The organism is Leptospira hartskeerlii (genome assembly GCF_002811475.1).
Lineage (GTDB): Bacteria > Spirochaetota > Leptospiria > Leptospirales > Leptospiraceae > Leptospira_B > Leptospira_B hartskeerlii.
Map to the genome: position 1 here is coordinate 430,664 of NZ_NPDL01000003.1, position 18,861 is coordinate 449,524.

Below are 18,861 nucleotides of genomic sequence, written 5' to 3' on the forward strand. Positions count from 1 at the left end.
TTTTAGGCTTCCTTTAACATACCCTTCAGGATAGTGGTTATTTCCAAACGGCAACTTCCGCATCCTGTTCCGGCTCCGGTCCTTCTTCCAATAGCCTCCAGGGTCCTTTCTCCATCCTGGATGGCTTCTCTGATATTACCCTCACCTACTCCATTGCAGGAACAGACCACTTTTCCCTGGAGAGGTTTCATCATCTCTCCATCATTCAGCAGATGTTTCCTACGATCTCCCAATTCTATCCCGGAGGAAACCCAGTCTTTCATTCGACTAAAAGAAGATTTATCTCCGATGAGTATCGCAGCGACCAATCTGTCGTTTCGGATAATGCATTTTTTATAAAAACGTTTTTTACGATCTAAGAATATAATCTCTTCGAATTCTTCTCTTTTATCCTTGGGGATTTCCATAGGAATATCCGGAAGTCTGATCGTTGCAAGTTCTAACCCAGGGATCTTTAAGATATGTGCGTGCAAGGAGCCGGCATATTCGTTAAACGCATAACCGAATAAATGTTGGGCCGCGATCTTTGCTTGGTCATCCACTGCGGAAATATTTCCGTATGTCCCAGTTTTATGCTCTGCAATTTCACCGATGCAGTATACATCCGGATCGCTCGATCTCAAAAAAGAGTCCACTACTACGCCGCTACTACAATCCAATCCGCCCTTTACAGCGATCTCAAAATTTGGTTTAGTTCCGATCGCAAAAATGATCCCATCCGGTTCTATACAATTTCCGTTCGTAAGTTGGACTTTAGAGACTCTTTCTGTTCCTTCTATTTTAGAAATTTCGCATTCGAATATTAATTCTATTCCTCGAGCAAGAATTTCCTCTTTTAAGATATCTGCTCCGACTGAGTCCAATTTTTGAGACATTAAACGATCGGATCGAACTAGGACGGTTACTTGCACACCAACACCTTTTAAAGCAGCAGCAAGTTCCAATCCTAATAGTCCTCCGCCAACGATCAACGCGTGGGATTTTGGGACAAAAAAACCTTTGATACGATCCGCATCTGATTTACTTCTTAAACTAAATACTCCCTGCATCTCGGGAGGAACCTTATTAGGCCAGACGGGAGAACTACCCATTGCAAGAACTAATTTATTATAAGAATATAATGTTCCTTCCGTATCACGGACCTTTTTTCCTTCCGTGTAGATCATCTGAACCGATTTATTCGGAAATAGATCCAAATTCCAGGACTTGACCTCTTCTGGATCGGTAGGCATCAGATCGTCAAATTCCCTCTCCCCTCCGATATAATCCGGAAGAAGCACGCGGTTATAAAACGGATTTTCTTCCCTACACATTACGGTGATATCGTCTCCAGGAGCAAGACTACGATATTGTTTTAAGAATGCGTAAGCCGCTGTTCCACCGCCAACGATGAGTATTTTTTCCTTAGGTTTTTTATAGGGAGTAATACGGACCGCAGAAATTTTAAAGCCAGGTTGTTTGGAAAATGGATCGGAAGCGGAACTTGTAAGATTATTGGATCTGAATATATCAGTGCCGTTCTTTCTCCCCCAATGCATTGGCAAAAACACTACACCTCTCTTGATCGATTCGGTTAGAAGCGCTTTCGCACGAACGGATCCTCTTTTACTCGAAACAATCACCACCATTCCGTCTTTGACATCGTATTTGTAAGCGTCGTCCGGATGGATCTCTAAAAAAGGTTCAGGCCTATGCTCTCTTAATTTTCTAACCTTACCTGTCCGAGTCATTGTATGCCATTGGTCCCTGATCCTACCAGTTGTGAGCACCAAAGGAAAATCCCCGTCCGGTTTTTCGGAATCGTCTTCGGATCTTACTGAATGAATCCTTGCCTTTTCATTCTTACGATAAAATTTTCCATCACCGAATAATCTTACATTATCAAAATGTCCTTTTTGAGGGTAAGGCCATTTTATAACCCTATGTTTACGAATTTCTTCATAATCTAAACCTAATATATCTATCTTAGTTCCTTCGGTTAATCTGCAATGTTCTAGAAAGATCTCTTCTTCATCCGAATAATGAAAAGAAGGACCAAATCCCATTCGTTTTGCAAAATCTTGTATGATCCAAGAATCAGCTCTCGCCTCTCCGGGAGGTTCCAAAATTTTAGGAAGAATTGAAATACTCCTATCGGAACTTGTCATAGTACCTTTCTTCTCCGCCCAACCAGCGGCAGGCAAAACAAGATCCGCAAAAGGAATTACACTTGAGTCCGCGGAAATATCCTGAACAACGACGAACTCTGCCAAACGAAGGCCTGACTCTGCGGCCCTCACATCGGGTAGACTTACTGCAGGATTTGTGCAAATGATCCAAATTGCTTTCATTTTTCCGGAAGCAAGCTTTTCAAAAATTTCTGTAGCACTATAACCCGGAGTTTCAGAGATAGAGTCCACTCCCCAAAATTTTGCTACTTCCTTTCTATGTTCCGGATTTTCCAGATCTCTATGAGCAGGAAGAAGATTACATAGCCCGCCAACTTCTCTTCCCCCCATAGCGTTGGATTGTCCGGTTAAGGAGAATGGACCGGACCCAGGTTTACCGATATTACCCGTTAGGAGAGAAAGATTGATCAGAGCTAAATTTTTATTTACTCCAACCACACTTTGATTCAAACCCATGGCCCATAGACTGATAAAACCTTTCGATTTAGAAATATATTCGGCGGTTTTATAAATGAGTTCAGACGAAATCCCGCAGATCTCCGACGCCTTTGAAATAGAAATCTCAAAAACTTTTGTTTTTAATTCTTCAAAACCTTCCGTATGATCGTGGATGAACTTAGGATCGATCCAATCCTTCTCTATTAGAATTCTTGCAATTGCGTGAAATAAATAAATATCAGTGCCTGGATCTATTTGCAAATGAATATCCGCATGTTCGCAGGACTCGGTCCTGCGAGGATCCACTACAATCAATTTGATATTCGGATTTTCTTTTTTTCTCGCTTCAATTCTTCTGAATACGATCGGATGACACCAAGCCGGATTTGCACCCGCAACCAAAAAGCAATCCGCAAGATCCAGATCTTCGTAACCGACTGGAACTGCATCTTCTCCGAATGCCATTTTATATCCTGTGACTGCAGAACTCATACAAAGTCTTGAGTTTGTATCTATATTATTTGTTCCTAAAAATCCCTTAGTTAACTTATTTATAATATAATATTCTTCCGTCAAAAGTTGTCCCGAAACATAAAAGCCTACTGAGTCGGGACCGAATTCGCGAATAAAACCTTTGAATTTTTCCGCCGCCAGGTCCAATGCCTTATCCCAACTTGCTCTTTTCAGAGGAGAAAAACGATCCTCCCTCATCATTGGGAATAAAAGCCGATCCGTTCTGTCCATGACAGAATAATGCAAATTCATCCCCTTTGAACAAAGTATCCCTCTGTTTGTAGGATGATCCGGATCCCCACTGACAGAAATCTCCAGTGGCCCAGATTTTTCTACCTTCAGGCCACAACCCACCCCGCAATAAGGACAGGTGGTCTGAAAGGTTTCCTGGTTTTGCATATCGATATTCATGCAATTATCACGCCAAATCCTTGATTATTTGAAAAACGGGCTAAATAGAAGCTTCCAGAACGTGTTTTCATAGGGAGAAAGTTTTCTCATCCTCAGTTCTAAGGCAGTTTGTATAGAATTTCTGCAATGTAGTATCTTCGACAAAGCCTGTTCACTGGGATATACTGGCTTTCTCCAAGCAAGAAGTGTAGAATGTGCACTGGAATCGGGATTCAAAGTAATCGGAAACGAATTGCCTTTCTTTTTTAGATCTGGCATTTATCCTGCATATAAAGAAATACTGGATGTCTCCAGGCTCAAACCCCAAAAATGAAAGAGAAGAATGAGCATGAAATTTTATTTTTTTTCTATTCCCAAGCGGATTTTTTAGAGGAAGTCTGGGCGGAATACAAAAGATCTCCCGCAAAACTTTCCTGCTTAAATCTTATAAACTGGATCTTTGCAGCCTTTCCAATCTACGAAGACATTTCCAAACTTCTCCCGTCGGTGATCTCAAAAACAAAACTGGCCTCCGAAAATGGGAGTGATCCCGACTTTTCTTACGAATTAAAAAAAGTAGATATAAATATAAAAACTCCGAGTGAATTAGTTTCGATTCACAAAAGAGTTTCTGAAAGTAAACAAACGGATAAGAAAAAGTCCCTACAAAATAGTAAATACTTCTGGAATCTTCAAAAAGAAATCCAAGAAGGAAGAAAAGGTCCTCTATTGGTTTCACTAGAAGAAACCGCCAAGAGTATAATTCGTTTCAATAACGAACTCGAACTGGAATTGATAGAACATTACGGATTCAATTTCCGCAAAAAACTGAACATAGACATCGTATCTTAAAAAGCAAATTTTGTGCCAATCGTATAATTTTTTAGAAAATAGCAACAAAAGAAGTCCACATTGCTTTATATTGAAGCGTCGAAGATACTACAAAAAGAATTTTCCTAGAAAACGTACCTTAATTATACAATACGCGCATTTATAAAACGCATAAAAAAGAACACTCTCGATTCTAATTTCAGCAAATTGATTAAATCCGCCAAAATATTCAACATTAGCATATTTTTCACATGTTGGCACGATAATTGCTAAAAGTCTTATAAAGATATTTTTTACCCTGGGCGGTCTTGAATGTATACGATCCCGAAACTAAAGTTTAATTTTCTATTTCTCTTAATAACTATCGTTATTAGTATTCCTTTATATTCGGAAGAAGATCCGAGTAAAAACGCGAAGGAAACGAATCAGAACCCTCTGCCCTCTTCTTCCGATACGAATAAAACAGAAGGTACCGATCCGAAAATTAAGAAACCAGAACCTAAATACAATTCTCCTTGGAAGGGAAATATTCCGGTAGATCATCTCAGAACTCTCTTGGTCACTCCGGAACAAATGAAGGACACTCAAAAGTCGGACCTGTTTTGGTTGGATAATTTGAAACTGGGAGTTTCTGTCCGTCCCAGATTCGAAGCCAGAGAGAATCCGGACTTCAATAAGAAGACAGATGATTACAGCTCTTTCGTAGGACAGAATACTCAACTCTGGTTTTTATTCGATCCTTCTCCTTATTATGCGATCAAAGTCACTATGCAAGATAGTAGGCTTTGGGGAGGAAGCCAAACTCCTCAGAATGCCGGTAATTGGACTTACGGGCTCAGCACAGGTGCCGGGACCACTTTGACTCCGGCTACTTCTACCAATACGAATATTAGAAATAATACGGATATTAGAGAAGCTTATATAGTATTCAAAAAAACTGATAAACTTCCTGTTTCAGTTTTCGTGGGCAGACAGGTATTCGCCTTCGGAGATCTGAAAATTGTTGGTCCATTAAATTGGCTACATACTGGTTTTGCTTTCGACGGAGTTAGATTCGTGCATGATTCCCAATGGTTTAGATCGCATGTATTCGGAACGATCCTGTCCAATCAATATGACGCACCTTATGGCTTGACCACAAGCAACGGAAGATCCAAGGGATCCATAGACCAGGCATATTTTTTCGGTGCTTATAATACGATCAAGTTAGGAGAAGAAGCTCATCTGGATCTATACGTGTTCGAAGTTTCCAAAAAATGGATCCCGAATTCAAATCCTACCGACTTCGATAATCGCCTAAAACAAAGAGACGATCTATTGACCACCGGTTTTAGATTCACCAATCGGACCAATAATAACCTTTTGCCGGCGGGAAAGGTTTGGGACTGGACGATAGAATCTGCGTGGCAATCAGGAATGACAGGGGATAGAGTCAAAGCGGACTGGGATATCCTAGATCAAAAAGCGGCTAACGGTAAAAACATTTATACGGAGAAGGTGCAGTATGATACAAGACTTCTCTCTTTGGATACCGGGATCAAAGTCAACGATTGGATCCGCTTAGGTTTAGGTTATACATATGCATCCGGAGATCCGAATAGATCCGATTCTAAAGTGGGGACATGGCAGAGTTTATTTCCTCAGATCGCAGGCTCTTTCCCGAATTGGAATACTATGAACGGCCAATCCCTAATGGCTGGATTTGAAAACATAAAGTCTTATTCTATTCGAGCGAATCTCAAAACGGAATACGGAATGTTCGTATTTGCGATTTACGATACTCAGAAAGCAAATCTGCAAGATGCTTGGTATAAGGTTTCGGGAGTCCCAAATACCGGAGCAAGCACGGAAAATTATTCTAACGATAAGTTCTCTTATGATAATTCCAGATTAGGAAGAAGATTATTTTATCAATATGATTTCACTTGGATCCATAATTACACCGAATCTGTTTCTATCTGGATGGGGATTTCTCTCATAAAAGCGAAGGAAGCGATCGGTAACGAAAGAACAAATCCATTCGCTTCTAATCCGGATAATAGATACACATTCGATGATACTTCTAAGTTCTTTTATCTCATGGTCTCCGCCTCCCTATAAGGCAATCCTTTCCCTGGGAGGGGTCGAAGTTTCGGCCCCTCCTTTCTTTTTGGAACAAGTTCTCAAATTCTTTATCCAAAAAGTTTCGAATTAGATTGAATAGTTTCCTGAAAAGAGAAACCTTGCCCGCATTGAAGAGAATTTTCTAATATGTCATTCACCAGATACAAAGACAAAAAAGTATTTATAACAGGCGGTTCCGCAGGTATAGGCAAAGGAATTGCAATCCAATTAGCGAAGGCGGGAGCAAGTGTAATCGTTTCTGCCAGAGGAAAATCTAATTTAGAAAAAACTGTGCAGGAATTAAAGGCTGTAGGAGCTCCAACAGCAGTATTTGGCTTCGCAGTTTTGGATGTTTCCGACAAAAAGGCTCTCGAAAAAGAAGCCAAAAAGGCAATCCAAACTTTAGGGGGATTAGACCTCTTAATTTGTAGCAGCGGCTTTGCAAAAGCGGGAGAAGCTTCCGACCTGGAAGACGAAGTTTATAGAAATCTAATGGATGTAAACTTTTTCGGTCATGTGAACAGCGCGCTCGCTTTTAATGACCATTTTGCTAAACAAAAAAGCGGAGAGATCGTATTTTTAGCCTCTACTCTCGCGTTCTTTTCCATCTACGGATACGGAGCTTATTCTGCGAGTAAGTTTGCGATAGTCGGTTTTGCACAAGGTTTCCGCCAAGAGATGATGCTTCATGGAGTAAAAGTAAAATTATTTCTTCCTCCTACAACAGACACTCCCGGTTTGGAAAAGGAAAATACTGACAAACCTGAATTAAGTAAGGAAATTGAGATGGGTTCTGCATTAAACAAAGTGCATGCAATCGATTCAGTAGCAAAGGCAATCTTAAAATGGATACCGAACAAAAAGTTCATCGGCTATACAGGCTGGGATTCTTGGCTCCAATATTTTCTATTTAGGCATTTTCCTGAATTCAGCATTAAGCTTACTGATTCTGAATTAAAGGCAGCACAATCCAGACTATACAAGAAAAAACAAAAAGATAGAAATGCAGTATAGAGAATTTTGCTCTGACGAAAATAAAATACTATACAAAATCACTCACCTAAATAGATCCTGAAATCTCAGTCTATTTTTGTAGGAACATAGATGTCCTCATCTATGGGAAGACGGTGCAATTCCGTCACGGTACCCGCCGCTGTAAGAGGGACAAAAGGCACAAGATGTCACTGGGCGTAAAAGCCTGGGAAGACGTGCTGAGTAGGACGATCTCGAGTCAGAAAACGACCTTACAAAAATCCTGAAGCTACGTGATCAGTCTCGGATGTAAGACGCTTACGTAACTAAACTCAACATTTTTGTTCATGCGATGCTTAGGCTCATTCTTTTGTGCTTTAATATCGCTTATATCTTGTTAGGCGAAGATCTCTTAGGAGGGATTTTTATGCGCTCGATTTCCGTTTCGAAGGATTTTTCGGGAGCCAGACTATGGCTTAGAACTTCCGTTCTGGTTTTAGTAGGGTTTCTTGCTTTTTCTACGATCTATGCAGTAGGCTTGGAACCGATGGTGTATTTGCACGATACTTTTCATGATATAAGACATTCGACAGGCTTTCCATGCCATTAAGATCAGGATTTTCTGATATATTGCGGGCTGGGTTATTTTCCGGTCTGGTATCAGGTTTTGTTTTAGGGATCCTGGTTTGCATTTGGAATCTTCCGTTGATTTTAGAAGCGGAGAAGTTTGAATCTAAATCTGCATCAGAAAATTCCAATTCAGGTCATACGCATGCACATTCCGCGCATGTAGAAGCCCATTCTCATGCAAAAGTGAAAACTTCTTCCTCTGAAGATATTGAAGGTGATAAACTTTTGCAAAAAAGAAATCTTGGAACAGTAATCGGCTCAGTTCTATTAGGAATTTCTTTTGGAGTTCTAGTTTCTCTTTGGATGACCTTCTTTCCTCCGAACGGATTTTTACAAAACCCTTCCCAATCCAAAACGATCATCCTAAGCATTCTATTTACGATCGGTGGATTTTTAATCTTCTTTGGGATCCCATTTTTAGGACTACCTCCTGAATTACCAGGTAGAGCTTCCAGTGCATACGATTATCCCGAAAGACAAGCTTGGTGGTATATATGCGTCGGTTCTAGTTCAGTTGGCGTTTTAGCATCTCGATTAATTCTATCTTATTTAAATATCCATAATAGATTAAAATGGGTTTTCGCTATCATACTTTTCCTTTTCTTCGTAGGACTTCCATTCTATCTTGGCGCGCCTAAAATTTCTGAAAACTTTGCCGCTCCAAAAGAATTAAGGATACAGTTCGAATATGTAACCCTACTTACGAATCTACTCTTCTGGTTTCTATTATCTTCTTTATTTTTCTTATTTTGGAAACCGAGGCAGGTATTGGGGTTCAAATGAAGCCTGAAATTGCGGTTTTGGTATTAGGTCATGGAAGCAGGGAAGAAAATTCCAATTTGGAATTTGTTTCCTTGGTTGAGGCCTATTCACTTACTCGTCCGGATCTGAAAATATCACATGCTTATGTGGAACTTGCAAAACCCGATTTGGAAACCGCGTTGAAGGAATTATGCGGAGAATATTCGAATATTATAATATTTCCCCTATTTTTGTATACTTCAGGTCATGTCAAAAATGATATCCCAATTGTCTTAGATAGGATTAAGTTCGATTTTCCAACTCATTCCTTCAAAATTGCAAGCAGCTTAGGTATTCATTCTAAGATGGTGTCCTTACTTAGAAAGCGTGCAGAAGAATTTCTACCTCTAAACGTAGAACAATCCTCTAAAACAGGAGTGATCATAGTAAATAGAGGTTCTTCCGATCCGGATGCAAATGGAGATTTTTATAAGACAGTTAGATTGTTCCAAGAAGGAAATTTTTTCTCATTTGTTCTTCCTTCATTCATTGGAATAACAAGCCCACTTCTGCCGGATACCTTGGAGATGGCTTCCAAGTTAAGACCGGAGAGACTTCTGGTGGTCCCCTACTTTTTATTCGGAGGAAAATTGATCCAAAAAATTTCCTCCTTGGTCCAAAACTTCTCCGAAAAATTTCCTTGGATCAAAACCGAAGTTTCTTCCTATTTAGGCCCAGATCCTGAACTATTCTCCGTCATTGATGAAAGGATACAAGATTGTATCTCCGGAAAATTATCTCTTCCTTGTGATACCTGCGAATACAGGACACAACTTCCAGGTCTTTCTAAAAAAGTAGGAGGATTAAAGGCGCTCCTTTGGAGTATCCGCCATTTGGAAACTCATAACCAGGCGGCTCCTCATCTATTCCCTCATCGTAATTTACAAAAACATATATTTGTTTGTGAGAATATAGACTGCGCAAGCAAAGGAAGTTCTGCCTTAGTCTCACGAATTAGATCCATTTTAAAGGTACAAGGAAGACAATCGGATTTTAAAATTTCACGCTCTTCATGTATGGGGAGATGCGGAGAAGGTCCAGTAGTTGTAGTCTATCCAGACGGAGTTTGGTATCAAAAAGTTAGCGTGGAAGATGCGGAAGATCTGGTTTCGGAACATCTTTTACAAGATAGACTCGTTTCTCGTTTAGTTGATAATATTATGCAATAGGAATATAGTATGGCTTGTCATGAAATAGCGGCATTAAGATTAGGTATGATGAATGTTCTTGGAATCAAGGATGAATCGGTTATCGAACATGAAAAGAATGAAATAGGAACTGAGGCTCTCTCTTCTCCCGGTCCAATCCAGTCTTTGACGAATTCGAATAATTTCGGCGATCTAATCCGGTTTTTCGAAGCAAGTTTGGTAGAATTAGAACAAACAATTTCTAAGCTTCCTTCTGGAGATCCTAAATCGGGATATTATACTTCTCTTTTAATACTTACCAAAAAGGTGGAATTGGACCTAAAGAACTCCGCCAAAGCATTCCAAACTTTATACATGGACTTAGAAGAAATGCACGACTTTGTGCATGAGATCTACCCTTCCTAGGAGGAACATTGAGCCAAAAACTTCTCAAGTTAATCCATAAGGAAAACGTAAGTCCTTCTTCATATATATATCATTTTGAAAGATCGGATGGTCACGCATTCGACTTTGTAGGAGGGCAATACGTTATCCTAAACTCTGGCGACGATAGTGATGGCAAGGCTATCAAAAGAGCTTATTCTATTCTTTCTTCCGATTCGGAAACGGAATCTTTTCGGATCTGTGTGAAATGTTTAGGAACGGGAAAAGCGTCGAGTATTCTTCCTGCGTTAAAATTAGGAGATGAATTAGAATATTCTGGTCCTTGGGGAAAATTTGTAGGAGATCCAACATGGCCATCTCCCGGTTTCTCTCTCATTTTGGCAACGGATACCGGGATAACTTCTCTTGCGGGACTTCTCCTTTCCAAAAAATTCTCAGGAAGACTGGAAAGTACTACTGCAGTTTGGCTCAAAACAAAAGAGGAAGATTTTCTGAGTGAAAATGAATTAAAAAATATTCTCTCAGGCGTTTCTAATTTTCCAAATATCTTCCAAATCCCTCCTATTTCAGATCCGGAAAGAGTCTCTTCAGTATTAGAAATTTTGAAATCGATTTTAGGAGATTGTACAGTTCCGGAAAACGCATTCTTAAGTGGAGACGGAAATATTTTAAGAGAAGTAAGATCTGAATTAGTTCGTTTAGGAACTTTAGAATCCAGGATCGGAATGGAAGCATTCTTCAATACTCATTCTCCGATAGTGAGTCTCGGAAAAGCGTAAATGGCAACCAAAGAACTAAGAGAAGGATTCACTACTGGAGCCTGTTCCGCTGCCGCGGCTAAAGCAGCAGTCCGAGTTCTTATCTTAGGCCGGATCATTAAAGAAATTGAAACTACTCTTCCGAACAAAAGAAAAGTCACCTTTGAATTAAAACGTTGTGAGATCTCGGAGGATAGTGCGGTTTGTAGCATCATCAAGGATGCTGGAGATGATCCTGATTGTACTCATGGAGCCGAGCTAACTGCTAAAGTAAAACTCAACCAGGAAAATAAGATCGTATTAAAAGGTGGAGAAGGAGTAGCAGTAGTCACAAAAGCAGGACTTGGCTTAGAGATCGGAGAGCCTGCAATCAATCCGGTTCCTAGAAAGAATATTACGGAAATGATATTGGAAGAGCTGATCGGTTCCTCATTTTCAGGCGCGGAAGTTACAATCAGTGTTCCAGGCGGCCAGGAGATGGCTAAAAAAACAATGAATGAACGCTTGGGACTGATCGGTGGGATCTCAATCTTAGGCACGACCGGGATCGTAAAGCCTTATTCTACTGCAGCATATAAGGCAAGTGTAATACAGGCAATACAGGTCGCTAGAGAATATGGTGAACAGTGTATTATTTTAACCACTGGTGGAAAGTCTGAAAAGTTTGCAATGGACCTTCTTCCAAATATGAACGAGATCGCATTCATCCAAGTGGGCGACTTCATAGGAACAGGGATCAAGACTGCAATTAAAGAAGACATCCATCACGTTATAATAGTCGGTATGATCGGAAAACTTTCTAAGATGGCTGATGGCGTCATGATGACCCATAGAGGAGGTTCTTCCGTAAACACAAAGATGCTCTCGAACATTGCAAGATCTTTGGACATCCCAGAGACAGTTTGCTCCAACATAGAAGCAGCAAATACAGCAAGACATGTATTAGATATTTGTAAAGAATCCGGACATTTTTATGTCACTACTAGGATCTGTGAGATCGTTTCCGAAAATTGCTCGAAACACGGATTAGGATTAAGGGTTTCCTCTTATATGGTGGATTTCGACGGAACACTTCTGGGAAAATTCGAAGCTCCGGAAGGATGGGGAATCAAAGGAGAAGCGGAATAAATGAACGATATGCGACAAATGACCTCCTTGGGAAGGGAAATTGAAAATAATTCTTTTGCAATTATAGATGAAGAAGCAGGACGGCATTCTCATCCGCCAGATGATTGGGAAGTTGTCAGAAGGATCATACATGCAACCGCTGATTTTGAATACAGAGATCTAACGAAGATCCATCAAAATGCGATCCGCGACGGGATCGAAGCATTGAAAAATGGCTGTCCGATTATTTGTGATGTTCAGATGATCATCGCCGGCTTGAACAGCGACCGATTAGGAGCTTATGGCTGTAAAACCTATAGTTTCATCAGCGATCCTAAAGTGATCCAAAGAGCAAAAGAAAATAACTCTACAAGAGCGATAGAGTCTATGCGTAAGGCTTCTAGTTTAGGACTTTTGAATGGAAGTGTGATCGCTATCGGAAATGCGCCGACTGCACTCTTAGAAATTGTTAGGCTAGTTCAAGAAGAAGGAGTTCGCCCTTCTCTTGTAATCGGAGTTCCGGTAGGATTTGTGTCCGCTGCGGAATCTAAAGAGGCTTTATTAGATATTAAATTTCAATCGGAACATTCCATCCCTTATATCCTTACTCGAGGACGAAAAGGAGGGAGCACGATCGCTGTTTCTATCATACATGCTCTTCTACTTCTTTCCACGGAGAAAAAATTTTGAAAGCGGTTACCGTTATAGGGATCGGAGACGACGGTTGTGTCGGCCTCTCCAGTAAAGCAATGGGTGCAGTCGCAAGAGCAAGAGTTCTTGCCGGAGGAGAAAGGCATCTGGACTTCTTCCCTCAATTTGATGGGGAAAGGATCATTATCAAAAATGATGTTGTTCGGACCGCAGAAAAAATCGCAGAACTTTCTGCGGAGCACACGATATGTGTTCTTGCCTCGGGAGATCCTTTATTTTTTGGGATCGGAAATCTGATCTTAAAAAAAGTAGGAAAGGATCATGTGGAATTCATTCCGGCTCCAAGCTCTGTCCAAAATGCTTTTTCTAAAATTAGAGTCAAGTGGGACGATGCCTCCTTTGTTTCTCTACATGGCAGACCGATTGAAGGGTTCATTACAAAATTACAAAGTATTTCTAAAATTGCCTGCCTGACTGATGAGACAAACTCTCCCTCTAAGATCGCAAAGTATTTATTAAATTATTCTGAAACGGATTGGAAAGCGTATGTTTGTGAAAATTTAGGAGGAAAAGAAGAGAAGGTTCGCGAATTCGAATTGGAAACTTTGGCAGAGACTCCAAATATTTCAGACCTAAATGTAATTATCCTTATTAGAAAGGATCCGAATTGGAAACCTTCTCCTCTTCTCCCTTTTTTAGGAGAAGATGAATATGCAAAACGTCTTCCTAAAAAGGGATTAATCACTAAAAGGGAAGTTAGAATTCTTTCTCTCTCTGCGTTGGAAATCCGACCGAATTCCGTGGTTTGGGATATTGGAGCAGGCTCAGGAGCAGTTTCGATAGAAGCAGCCAGGATCGCGAGAGAAGGAAAAGTATACGCAATCGAAGTAGATCCGGAAGGAATAGAAATTTGTCAGCAGAACATTCTCTCACATAAAACGGATAATGTTTTCTTAATACACGGAAAGGCTCCCCAGGTATTAATTGACCTGCCCTCCCCCAACTGCGTTTTCGTAGGAGGCTCCAAGGGAAATATGAAAGAGATCATAGAACTTTCCTTCGAAAGATTAAGTCCAGGCGGTTGTTTGGTGGCAAATGCAATCACCTTAGATAATGTTTCTGAGGCTTACAAAACTTTTCGAGACATGGATCTAATTCCGGAAGTAAGCCTAATCAATATTTCCAGAGGCCAGAAACTCGCGGATTATCTCAGATATGAGGCGTTAAATCCGATCCATATATTCAAAATCAGGAAATCTTAATATATTTTATGAATGTAAAAACAAAATACGGAAAATTATACGGAGTCGGGGTTGGACCTGGGGCAACGGACCTAATTACTCTTAGGGCGGTCCATATTTTAAATTCTACCGCTGTGCTCGCAATTCCGAAGAGCAGCGAGTCACTTCCCTCCTTCTCATGGAGAGTATGTTCTCCCGTAGTTCAGGAAAATGAAACACAAGAGAAATTATTCTTACATTTTCCAATGACCAAAGATCCAAATATTCTAATCCCAGCCTGGGATAAAGCGTTCAAAGAAATAGGTCTGAGATTAGAAAAAGGTTTAGACGTTGCATTCATCACGCAAGGAGACCCTTCCGTATATAGTTCCTGGAGTTATCTATTAGAAGAAGCTCCAGAGAGATGGCCAGGCATAGAGATCGAAATAGTTCCAGCGGTTTCTTCTATTACTGCAATTCCTGCCAGCTTACTCACACCGCTTGCAGACGGAAGGGAAAGATTCTGCGTTTTACCTGCCACATATGGATTAGAAGATTTGGAAAAACTTATCCAAGATTTTGATACGATCGTTTTGACTAAAGTCGGACAAGTGGTTCCGGAACTAATTAAAATATTAAAAGAACAGAATATTCTGGAAAATGCAACTTATGTTTCCTATGGGACAACCGACCGCCAGAGGATCGTAAAAGATATAGAGTCTATCAAAAACGAAACCTGTGATTATTTTTCTATGGTAATCATTTCTATTAGAAGACGAAAAGGGGTCCTAAGAGGAATTTCGGATGATTCAGAGTAGAAAATCTTACGCAATCTACGTAATTACAAAGCACGGCCTGAAGACCGGAACAGATCTATTTTATTCTCTAAAAGAGGCAGATATATTTGTTTCACCTAAATTTATCTCCAACGCTCCCAAGGAATCCAAACTTTTAAGTCTTCCGATGGAGCCTACGCTTCGGCAAACTTTCATGGAATACGATTGCCATATTTTTGTGATCAGTGTCGGGGCGGTAGTTAGAATGATCTCTCCCCTCTTGGTGAGTAAGAAGACAGATCCAGCAGTTCTTTGTATAGATGATCAGGCAAAGTTTACGATCTGCGTTTTATCCGGCCACGTAGGAAGAGGCAATTTTTTTACTCAGAAAATTTCAGATCTCTTAGAGAACATACCTGTCATCACAACTGCTTCCGATGTTTCAGGAACTTTGACTGTGGATATTTTAGGAAGAGAACTGTGTTGGAGTTTGGAAGATCCGGATAGGAATGTAACGAGAGCCTGTGCTGCAGTAGTAAATGAAACCAAAGTATTATTTGTGCAAGAAACAGGTGAGCCGAATTTTTGGCCTTTGGGAAAAGACCTCCCGAAGGGTGTAGAATATTCCACCAATATAGAAAATATAGATCCAAAAGAATATGAAATCCTCCTGATCGCAAGTGATAGAACGGACATCAGGACCAAAACTCCGGAAATATATTCTAATTCAGTGATATACAGACCTAAGTCGCTCGTATTAGGCTTGGGCTGCGATAAAGGGATCCCTACTGAAGTTGTGGAGAACGGAATCCTTAAAGTATTAAAAGAATATAATTTATCCTTTGAAAGTGTCAAAGCGATCGCAAGCGTTAATGCAAAAAAAGAAGAACCTGCGTTCTTGGGAATTTCCCAGAAATACGGATGGAAATTTATAACCTTCTCCGCCGAAAGCTTAGACAAAGTTGGAGGGATTTCGGAAGTTTCTAAAGCTGCTTCTGAATATGTGGGGACTCGTTCCGTAAGCGAAGCATCCGCACTTCTTCTTTCCGGATCCGATAGATTACTCGTCACAAAACAAAAATACAAAGAAACGGAAGGTGGAAAAAATCTTACAGTCGCGGTAGCAAGGATCCCATTTGCAACCAGATCTGAAATCCCCTCGGGAAGTTTGGAGAAAGTATGAACGAAACTCCAAAAGGAAAATTGAATATTGTTGGGATCGGTCCAGGAAACGATTCCCATATAACTCCTGCTGCATTATCCGCCATTAAAGAAGCGGACTCCATCATAGGATATACAACTTATATCAATTTAGTAAAACATCACCTAAGCGGAAAGCAAGTCACTCGCACTGGTATGACAGAGGAAATCACCCGCGCCCAAACAGCGGTAGAATCCGCAAAATCTGGACAGACTGTTACATTGATCTCGTCCGGAGACGCTGGTGTTTATGGAATGGCAGGTCTCGTATTCGAAGTTTTAAGAAAGACAGGTTGGAAGAAAGGAGATTCTCCGGAGATCAAAATGATCCCAGGGATCAGTGCGGATAGCTCCTGCGGTTCTCTTGTAGGAGCTCCCATGGTTCATGATTCTGCCAGGATCTCACTCTCAGATCTTTTAACTCCTTGGACTGTGATCGAGAACAGGATCGAATCCGCTGCCAAAGGAGATTTTGTGATCAATTTGTACAATCCAGCATCGGGCAGAAGACAGAGACAGATTGTAGAAGCTGCTCGTATCATAAAAAAATATAGGCCTGGCGCCACACCTGTCGCATTGGTCAAGAGCGCATATCGTAGACAGGAGAATATCCAATTTTCGGATCTGGATCATTTTTTGGAATTCGAGATCGGGATGAATACCACAGTAATTATTGGATCTTCTCAATCTTTTGTGTATGAAGGATTTTTCGTAACACCCAGAGGATATGGAAACAAATATTCTTTAGAAGATGGTTCTCTAAAACCTGGGCAAAACAGAGCGGTTTCCCTGAGAACAGAAAACGATCTCGCAAGCAGGATCGCCAAAGAATCACCGTCTCCTAATTTAAATATCACTAAAATACAAGGTGCATTCGTAAAAACAAGCACCACGGTTTTCAAACCGGAAAAAGAGGCAGATATCGAAACGCAAGATTCGTCTGTGAAGATCGCGTTAAAGGCATTACAATTTTTAGATATTGCTCCGCAAAAAAAAGAAACTAAAGTCTCCGAATTAAGATCGGAAGAAAATATCCAATATTTAGGACGCATAGGTGGAGCTATTCTTTATAAAAAATCTGAAGATTACTATCTGATTGGAAAATTAAAACGACCTGTAAACTTAGAAACATTCGGTTTCTGGAACTCAATCGAACAAGATCTAAAATGGACAGAGTTAAAAATTAAAGACCAAGAAATCGTTTCTCAGAACCGATTCGATATTTTGATAACTTTCTCTTCGGAAGGGTCTCCGGAAGAAGTCTATGATCTATTTTCCATTTATAGAAATTCATCCATAAGCGAAAGGCTTTGGAATTATGTTTTAGATAATAGTAAAAAGACTCTTTTGGAAAACAGGAAATACACTGATGCAAGATGGCTGGGACATTCTCCCAAACAAGTCTGGACCTCCTTCAGAGAGAATATCTTAAAATGCGATTGAGAGTATCATTATGAAAGTTTATATTATCGGGGCCGGTCCAGGAGATCCGGATCTGATCACTATCAAAGGTGCAAGACTCGTGGAAACCTGTCCTATCGTTCTTTATACCGGATCGTTGGTCCCTCAAAGAGTGATAGAAAGAGCAGCTCCTACCGCAACTGTATTAGATTCTTCTAAAATGACCTTGGAAGATATCATTTCGATTTTAGAAGAAGCTAAGAAGAAGGACCAAGATGTTGCGAGAGTCCATACAGGAGATCCATCTATATTCGGATCTACCGCAGAACAAATGAGAAAAATGGATGAGTTAGGAATTCCCTATGAGATCGTGCCCGGAGTTTCTTCATTTACCGCTGCGGCGGCGATGTTAGGCAAGGAGCTTACTCTTCCGGAAGTTTCACAGTCCGTAGTCATCACTCGGGCGGAAGGAAGAACTCCTATGCCAGCAAAAGAAAAATTAGAAACCTTTGCCTCCACCGGAGCCACCTTAGTATTCTTTTTAAGCGTTTTACATATTCGTAAAATTGCAGAAGAACTCATCCCTCATTACGGCAAGAATTGTCCCGTATCCATTGTACAGAAGGCTACTTGGCCGGAACAAAAGATAATTACCGGGACCTTGGAAACCATAGTTTCCAAGGTGAAAGAAGAAAAGATCACAGCAACTGCGATCATATTCGTAGGAAAAGTATTGGACTGTCACGATTTTGCGGATTCAAGACTCTATGCTTCCGATTTCTCCCATAAATTTAGAAAAGCAAACAAGAAACAAATTGTTTCGGAAACAACATGAATTCTACTGCGGACAAAAAAGGACTCATCTTAGTATTTACAGGACCTGGAAAAGGAAAAACTACTGCTGCTTTAGGAATTCTATTCAGAGCATTAGGAAGAGGAATGAAATGCGGAGTTGTTCAATTTCTTAAAGGAAAATGGGAAACAGGAGAGAGAAAATTTGCAAAAACCATTGCGGAACTGGACTTTCATGTAATGGGACTCGGTTTTACTTGGGAAAGTGATGATATAGACAAAGATAAGAAGGCGGCAAGATTAGCGTGGAAAAAATCCTGCGATATGATATTTTCAGAAAATTATAAAATACTAATACTAGATGAGATCACTTATGCCTTTCATTACGGATGGCTTACGCCGGAAGAAGTCTTGGAGGTCTTATCCAAAAAACCGAAAGATCTGCATATCGTACTTACTGGCAGAAACTGCCCTAACCTTATAACGGATTTGGCGGATCTGGTCACTAATGTAGAATCTCCAAAACATCCTTATAAAAACGGGATCCCTGCTCAGCTCGGGATAGACTATTAAAGAAT

17 protein-coding genes and 1 riboswitch are annotated in these 18,861 nt (G+C 40.4%); of the genes, 16 read left to right on the forward strand and 1 reads right to left on the reverse strand.

The genetic code is table 11. The annotated features are described in order from the left end of the window. Positions 1-2 precede the first annotated feature (2 nt). Entirely contained in the window at positions 3-3,518 is a 3,516-nt protein-coding gene (locus CH352_RS07410; protein ID WP_207766656.1) for a nitrate reductase, read from the reverse strand. 321 nt (positions 3,519-3,839) lie between these two features. Here CH352_RS07410 and CH352_RS07420 point away from each other — a divergent pair, with 321 nt between their 5' ends. From CH352_RS07420 to cobO, 16 genes are all read left to right on the forward strand, one after another. Further along, complete coding sequence (locus CH352_RS07420; RefSeq protein ID WP_100706176.1) at positions 3,840-4,361, forward strand: hypothetical protein; 522 nt, start codon at positions 3,840-3,842, stop codon at positions 4,359-4,361. Between the two features lie 291 nt (positions 4,362-4,652). Further along, positions 4,653-6,440, forward strand: coding sequence for an alginate export family protein (locus CH352_RS07425; protein WP_100706177.1), 1,788 nt, complete (start codon positions 4,653-4,655; stop codon positions 6,438-6,440). Positions 6,441-6,590: 150 nt separating this feature from the next. Beyond that, positions 6,591-7,457, forward strand: a complete 867-nt coding sequence (locus CH352_RS07430; RefSeq protein ID WP_100706178.1) for an SDR family NAD(P)-dependent oxidoreductase — start codon at positions 6,591-6,593, stop codon at positions 7,455-7,457. Positions 7,458-7,520: 63 nt separating this feature from the next. Further along, positions 7,521-7,705, forward strand: a riboswitch (cobalamin riboswitch). 137 nt (positions 7,706-7,842) lie between these two features. After that, positions 7,843-8,025: a CbtB domain-containing protein gene (locus tag CH352_RS07435; RefSeq protein ID WP_100706179.1), complete on the forward strand. Its 183-nt coding sequence runs from the start codon at positions 7,843-7,845 to the stop codon at positions 8,023-8,025. Continuing rightward, positions 8,016-8,828 carry a CbtA family protein gene (locus CH352_RS07440; RefSeq protein ID WP_100706180.1) on the forward strand — a complete coding sequence of 271 codons (813 nt, stop codon included), beginning with the start codon at positions 8,016-8,018 and terminating at the stop codon, positions 8,826-8,828. Before CH352_RS07435 ends, CH352_RS07440 begins: the two co-directional genes overlap by 10 nt. After that, positions 8,825-10,015, forward strand: coding sequence for a CbiX/SirB N-terminal domain-containing protein (locus tag CH352_RS07445; protein WP_100706181.1), 1,191 nt, complete (start codon positions 8,825-8,827; stop codon positions 10,013-10,015). The genes CH352_RS07440 and CH352_RS07445 overlap by 4 nt, the downstream gene beginning before the upstream one ends. A 9-nt stretch (positions 10,016-10,024) precedes the next feature. Further along, positions 10,025-10,399, forward strand: coding sequence for a DUF3209 family protein (locus tag CH352_RS07450; RefSeq protein ID WP_100706182.1), 375 nt, complete (start codon positions 10,025-10,027; stop codon positions 10,397-10,399). An 8-nt stretch (positions 10,400-10,407) separates the two neighbouring features. Next, the gene (locus CH352_RS07455) at positions 10,408-11,157 is read left to right on the forward strand and encodes an FAD-dependent oxidoreductase (protein ID WP_100706183.1); all 750 of its coding nucleotides are present in this window, start codon (positions 10,408-10,410) and stop codon (positions 11,155-11,157) included. Next, positions 11,158-12,264 (forward strand): cobalt-precorrin-5B (C(1))-methyltransferase, encoded by a 1,107-nt coding sequence (locus tag CH352_RS07460; protein WP_100706184.1) that lies wholly within the window; start codon positions 11,158-11,160, stop codon positions 12,262-12,264. Next, on the forward strand, positions 12,265-12,933 hold the full coding sequence (locus CH352_RS07465; protein ID WP_100706185.1) for a precorrin-8X methylmutase: 669 nt from the start codon (positions 12,265-12,267) through the stop codon (positions 12,931-12,933). Beyond that, positions 12,930-14,156, forward strand: a complete 1,227-nt coding sequence (gene cbiE, locus CH352_RS07470; protein WP_100706186.1) for a precorrin-6y C5,15-methyltransferase (decarboxylating) subunit CbiE — start codon at positions 12,930-12,932, stop codon at positions 14,154-14,156. Before CH352_RS07465 ends, cbiE begins: the two co-directional genes overlap by 4 nt. 8 nt (positions 14,157-14,164) lie before the next feature. Continuing rightward, positions 14,165-14,932, forward strand: coding sequence for a precorrin-2 C(20)-methyltransferase (cobI, locus tag CH352_RS07475; protein ID WP_100706187.1), 768 nt, complete (start codon positions 14,165-14,167; stop codon positions 14,930-14,932). Next, the gene (locus CH352_RS07480) at positions 14,919-16,073 is read left to right on the forward strand and encodes a cobalt-precorrin 5A hydrolase (RefSeq protein ID WP_100706188.1); all 1,155 of its coding nucleotides are present in this window, start codon (positions 14,919-14,921) and stop codon (positions 16,071-16,073) included. The genes cobI and CH352_RS07480 overlap by 14 nt, the downstream gene beginning before the upstream one ends. After that, positions 16,070-17,533 carry a precorrin-3B C(17)-methyltransferase gene (gene cobJ / locus CH352_RS07485; protein WP_100706189.1) on the forward strand — a complete coding sequence of 488 codons (1,464 nt, stop codon included), beginning with the start codon at positions 16,070-16,072 and terminating at the stop codon, positions 17,531-17,533. Before CH352_RS07480 ends, cobJ begins: the two co-directional genes overlap by 4 nt. A gap of 10 nt (positions 17,534-17,543) precedes the next feature. Continuing rightward, entirely contained in the window at positions 17,544-18,326 is a 783-nt protein-coding gene (gene cobM / locus CH352_RS07490) for a precorrin-4 C(11)-methyltransferase (RefSeq protein WP_100706190.1), read from the forward strand. Continuing rightward, a complete protein-coding gene (gene cobO, locus CH352_RS07495; protein ID WP_100706191.1) occupies positions 18,323-18,856 on the forward strand; it encodes a cob(I)yrinic acid a,c-diamide adenosyltransferase in 534 nt (177 codons plus the stop codon). Before cobM ends, cobO begins: the two co-directional genes overlap by 4 nt. The last annotated feature ends 5 nt before the right edge of the window (positions 18,857-18,861 follow it).

Bases quoted from the DNA above. Each gene is read 5' to 3' on its own strand.
- CH352_RS07410 (WP_207766656.1), bottom strand. From the start codon at position 3,518: ATGCAAAACCAGGAAACCTTTCAGACCACCTGTCCTTATTGCGGGGTG.
- CH352_RS07420 (WP_100706176.1), top strand. From the start codon at position 3,840: ATGAAAGAGAAGAATGAGCATGAAATTTTATTTTTTTTCTATTCCCAA.
- CH352_RS07425 (WP_100706177.1), top strand. From the start codon at position 4,653: ATGTATACGATCCCGAAACTAAAGTTTAATTTTCTATTTCTCTTAATA.
- CH352_RS07430 (WP_100706178.1), top strand. From the start codon at position 6,591: ATGTCATTCACCAGATACAAAGACAAAAAAGTATTTATAACAGGCGGT.
- CH352_RS07435 (WP_100706179.1), top strand. From the start codon at position 7,843: ATGCGCTCGATTTCCGTTTCGAAGGATTTTTCGGGAGCCAGACTATGG.
- CH352_RS07440 (WP_100706180.1), top strand. From the start codon at position 8,016: ATGCCATTAAGATCAGGATTTTCTGATATATTGCGGGCTGGGTTATTT.
- CH352_RS07445 (WP_100706181.1), top strand. From the start codon at position 8,825: ATGAAGCCTGAAATTGCGGTTTTGGTATTAGGTCATGGAAGCAGGGAA.
- CH352_RS07450 (WP_100706182.1), top strand. From the start codon at position 10,025: ATGGCTTGTCATGAAATAGCGGCATTAAGATTAGGTATGATGAATGTT.
- CH352_RS07460 (WP_100706184.1), top strand. From the start codon at position 11,158: ATGGCAACCAAAGAACTAAGAGAAGGATTCACTACTGGAGCCTGTTCC.
- CH352_RS07465 (WP_100706185.1), top strand. From the start codon at position 12,265: ATGAACGATATGCGACAAATGACCTCCTTGGGAAGGGAAATTGAAAAT.
- cobI (WP_100706187.1), top strand. From the start codon at position 14,165: ATGAATGTAAAAACAAAATACGGAAAATTATACGGAGTCGGGGTTGGA.
- CH352_RS07480 (WP_100706188.1), top strand. From the start codon at position 14,919: ATGATTCAGAGTAGAAAATCTTACGCAATCTACGTAATTACAAAGCAC.
- cobJ (WP_100706189.1), top strand. From the start codon at position 16,070: ATGAACGAAACTCCAAAAGGAAAATTGAATATTGTTGGGATCGGTCCA.
- cobM (WP_100706190.1), top strand. From the start codon at position 17,544: ATGAAAGTTTATATTATCGGGGCCGGTCCAGGAGATCCGGATCTGATC.
- cobO (WP_100706191.1), top strand. From the start codon at position 18,323: ATGAATTCTACTGCGGACAAAAAAGGACTCATCTTAGTATTTACAGGA.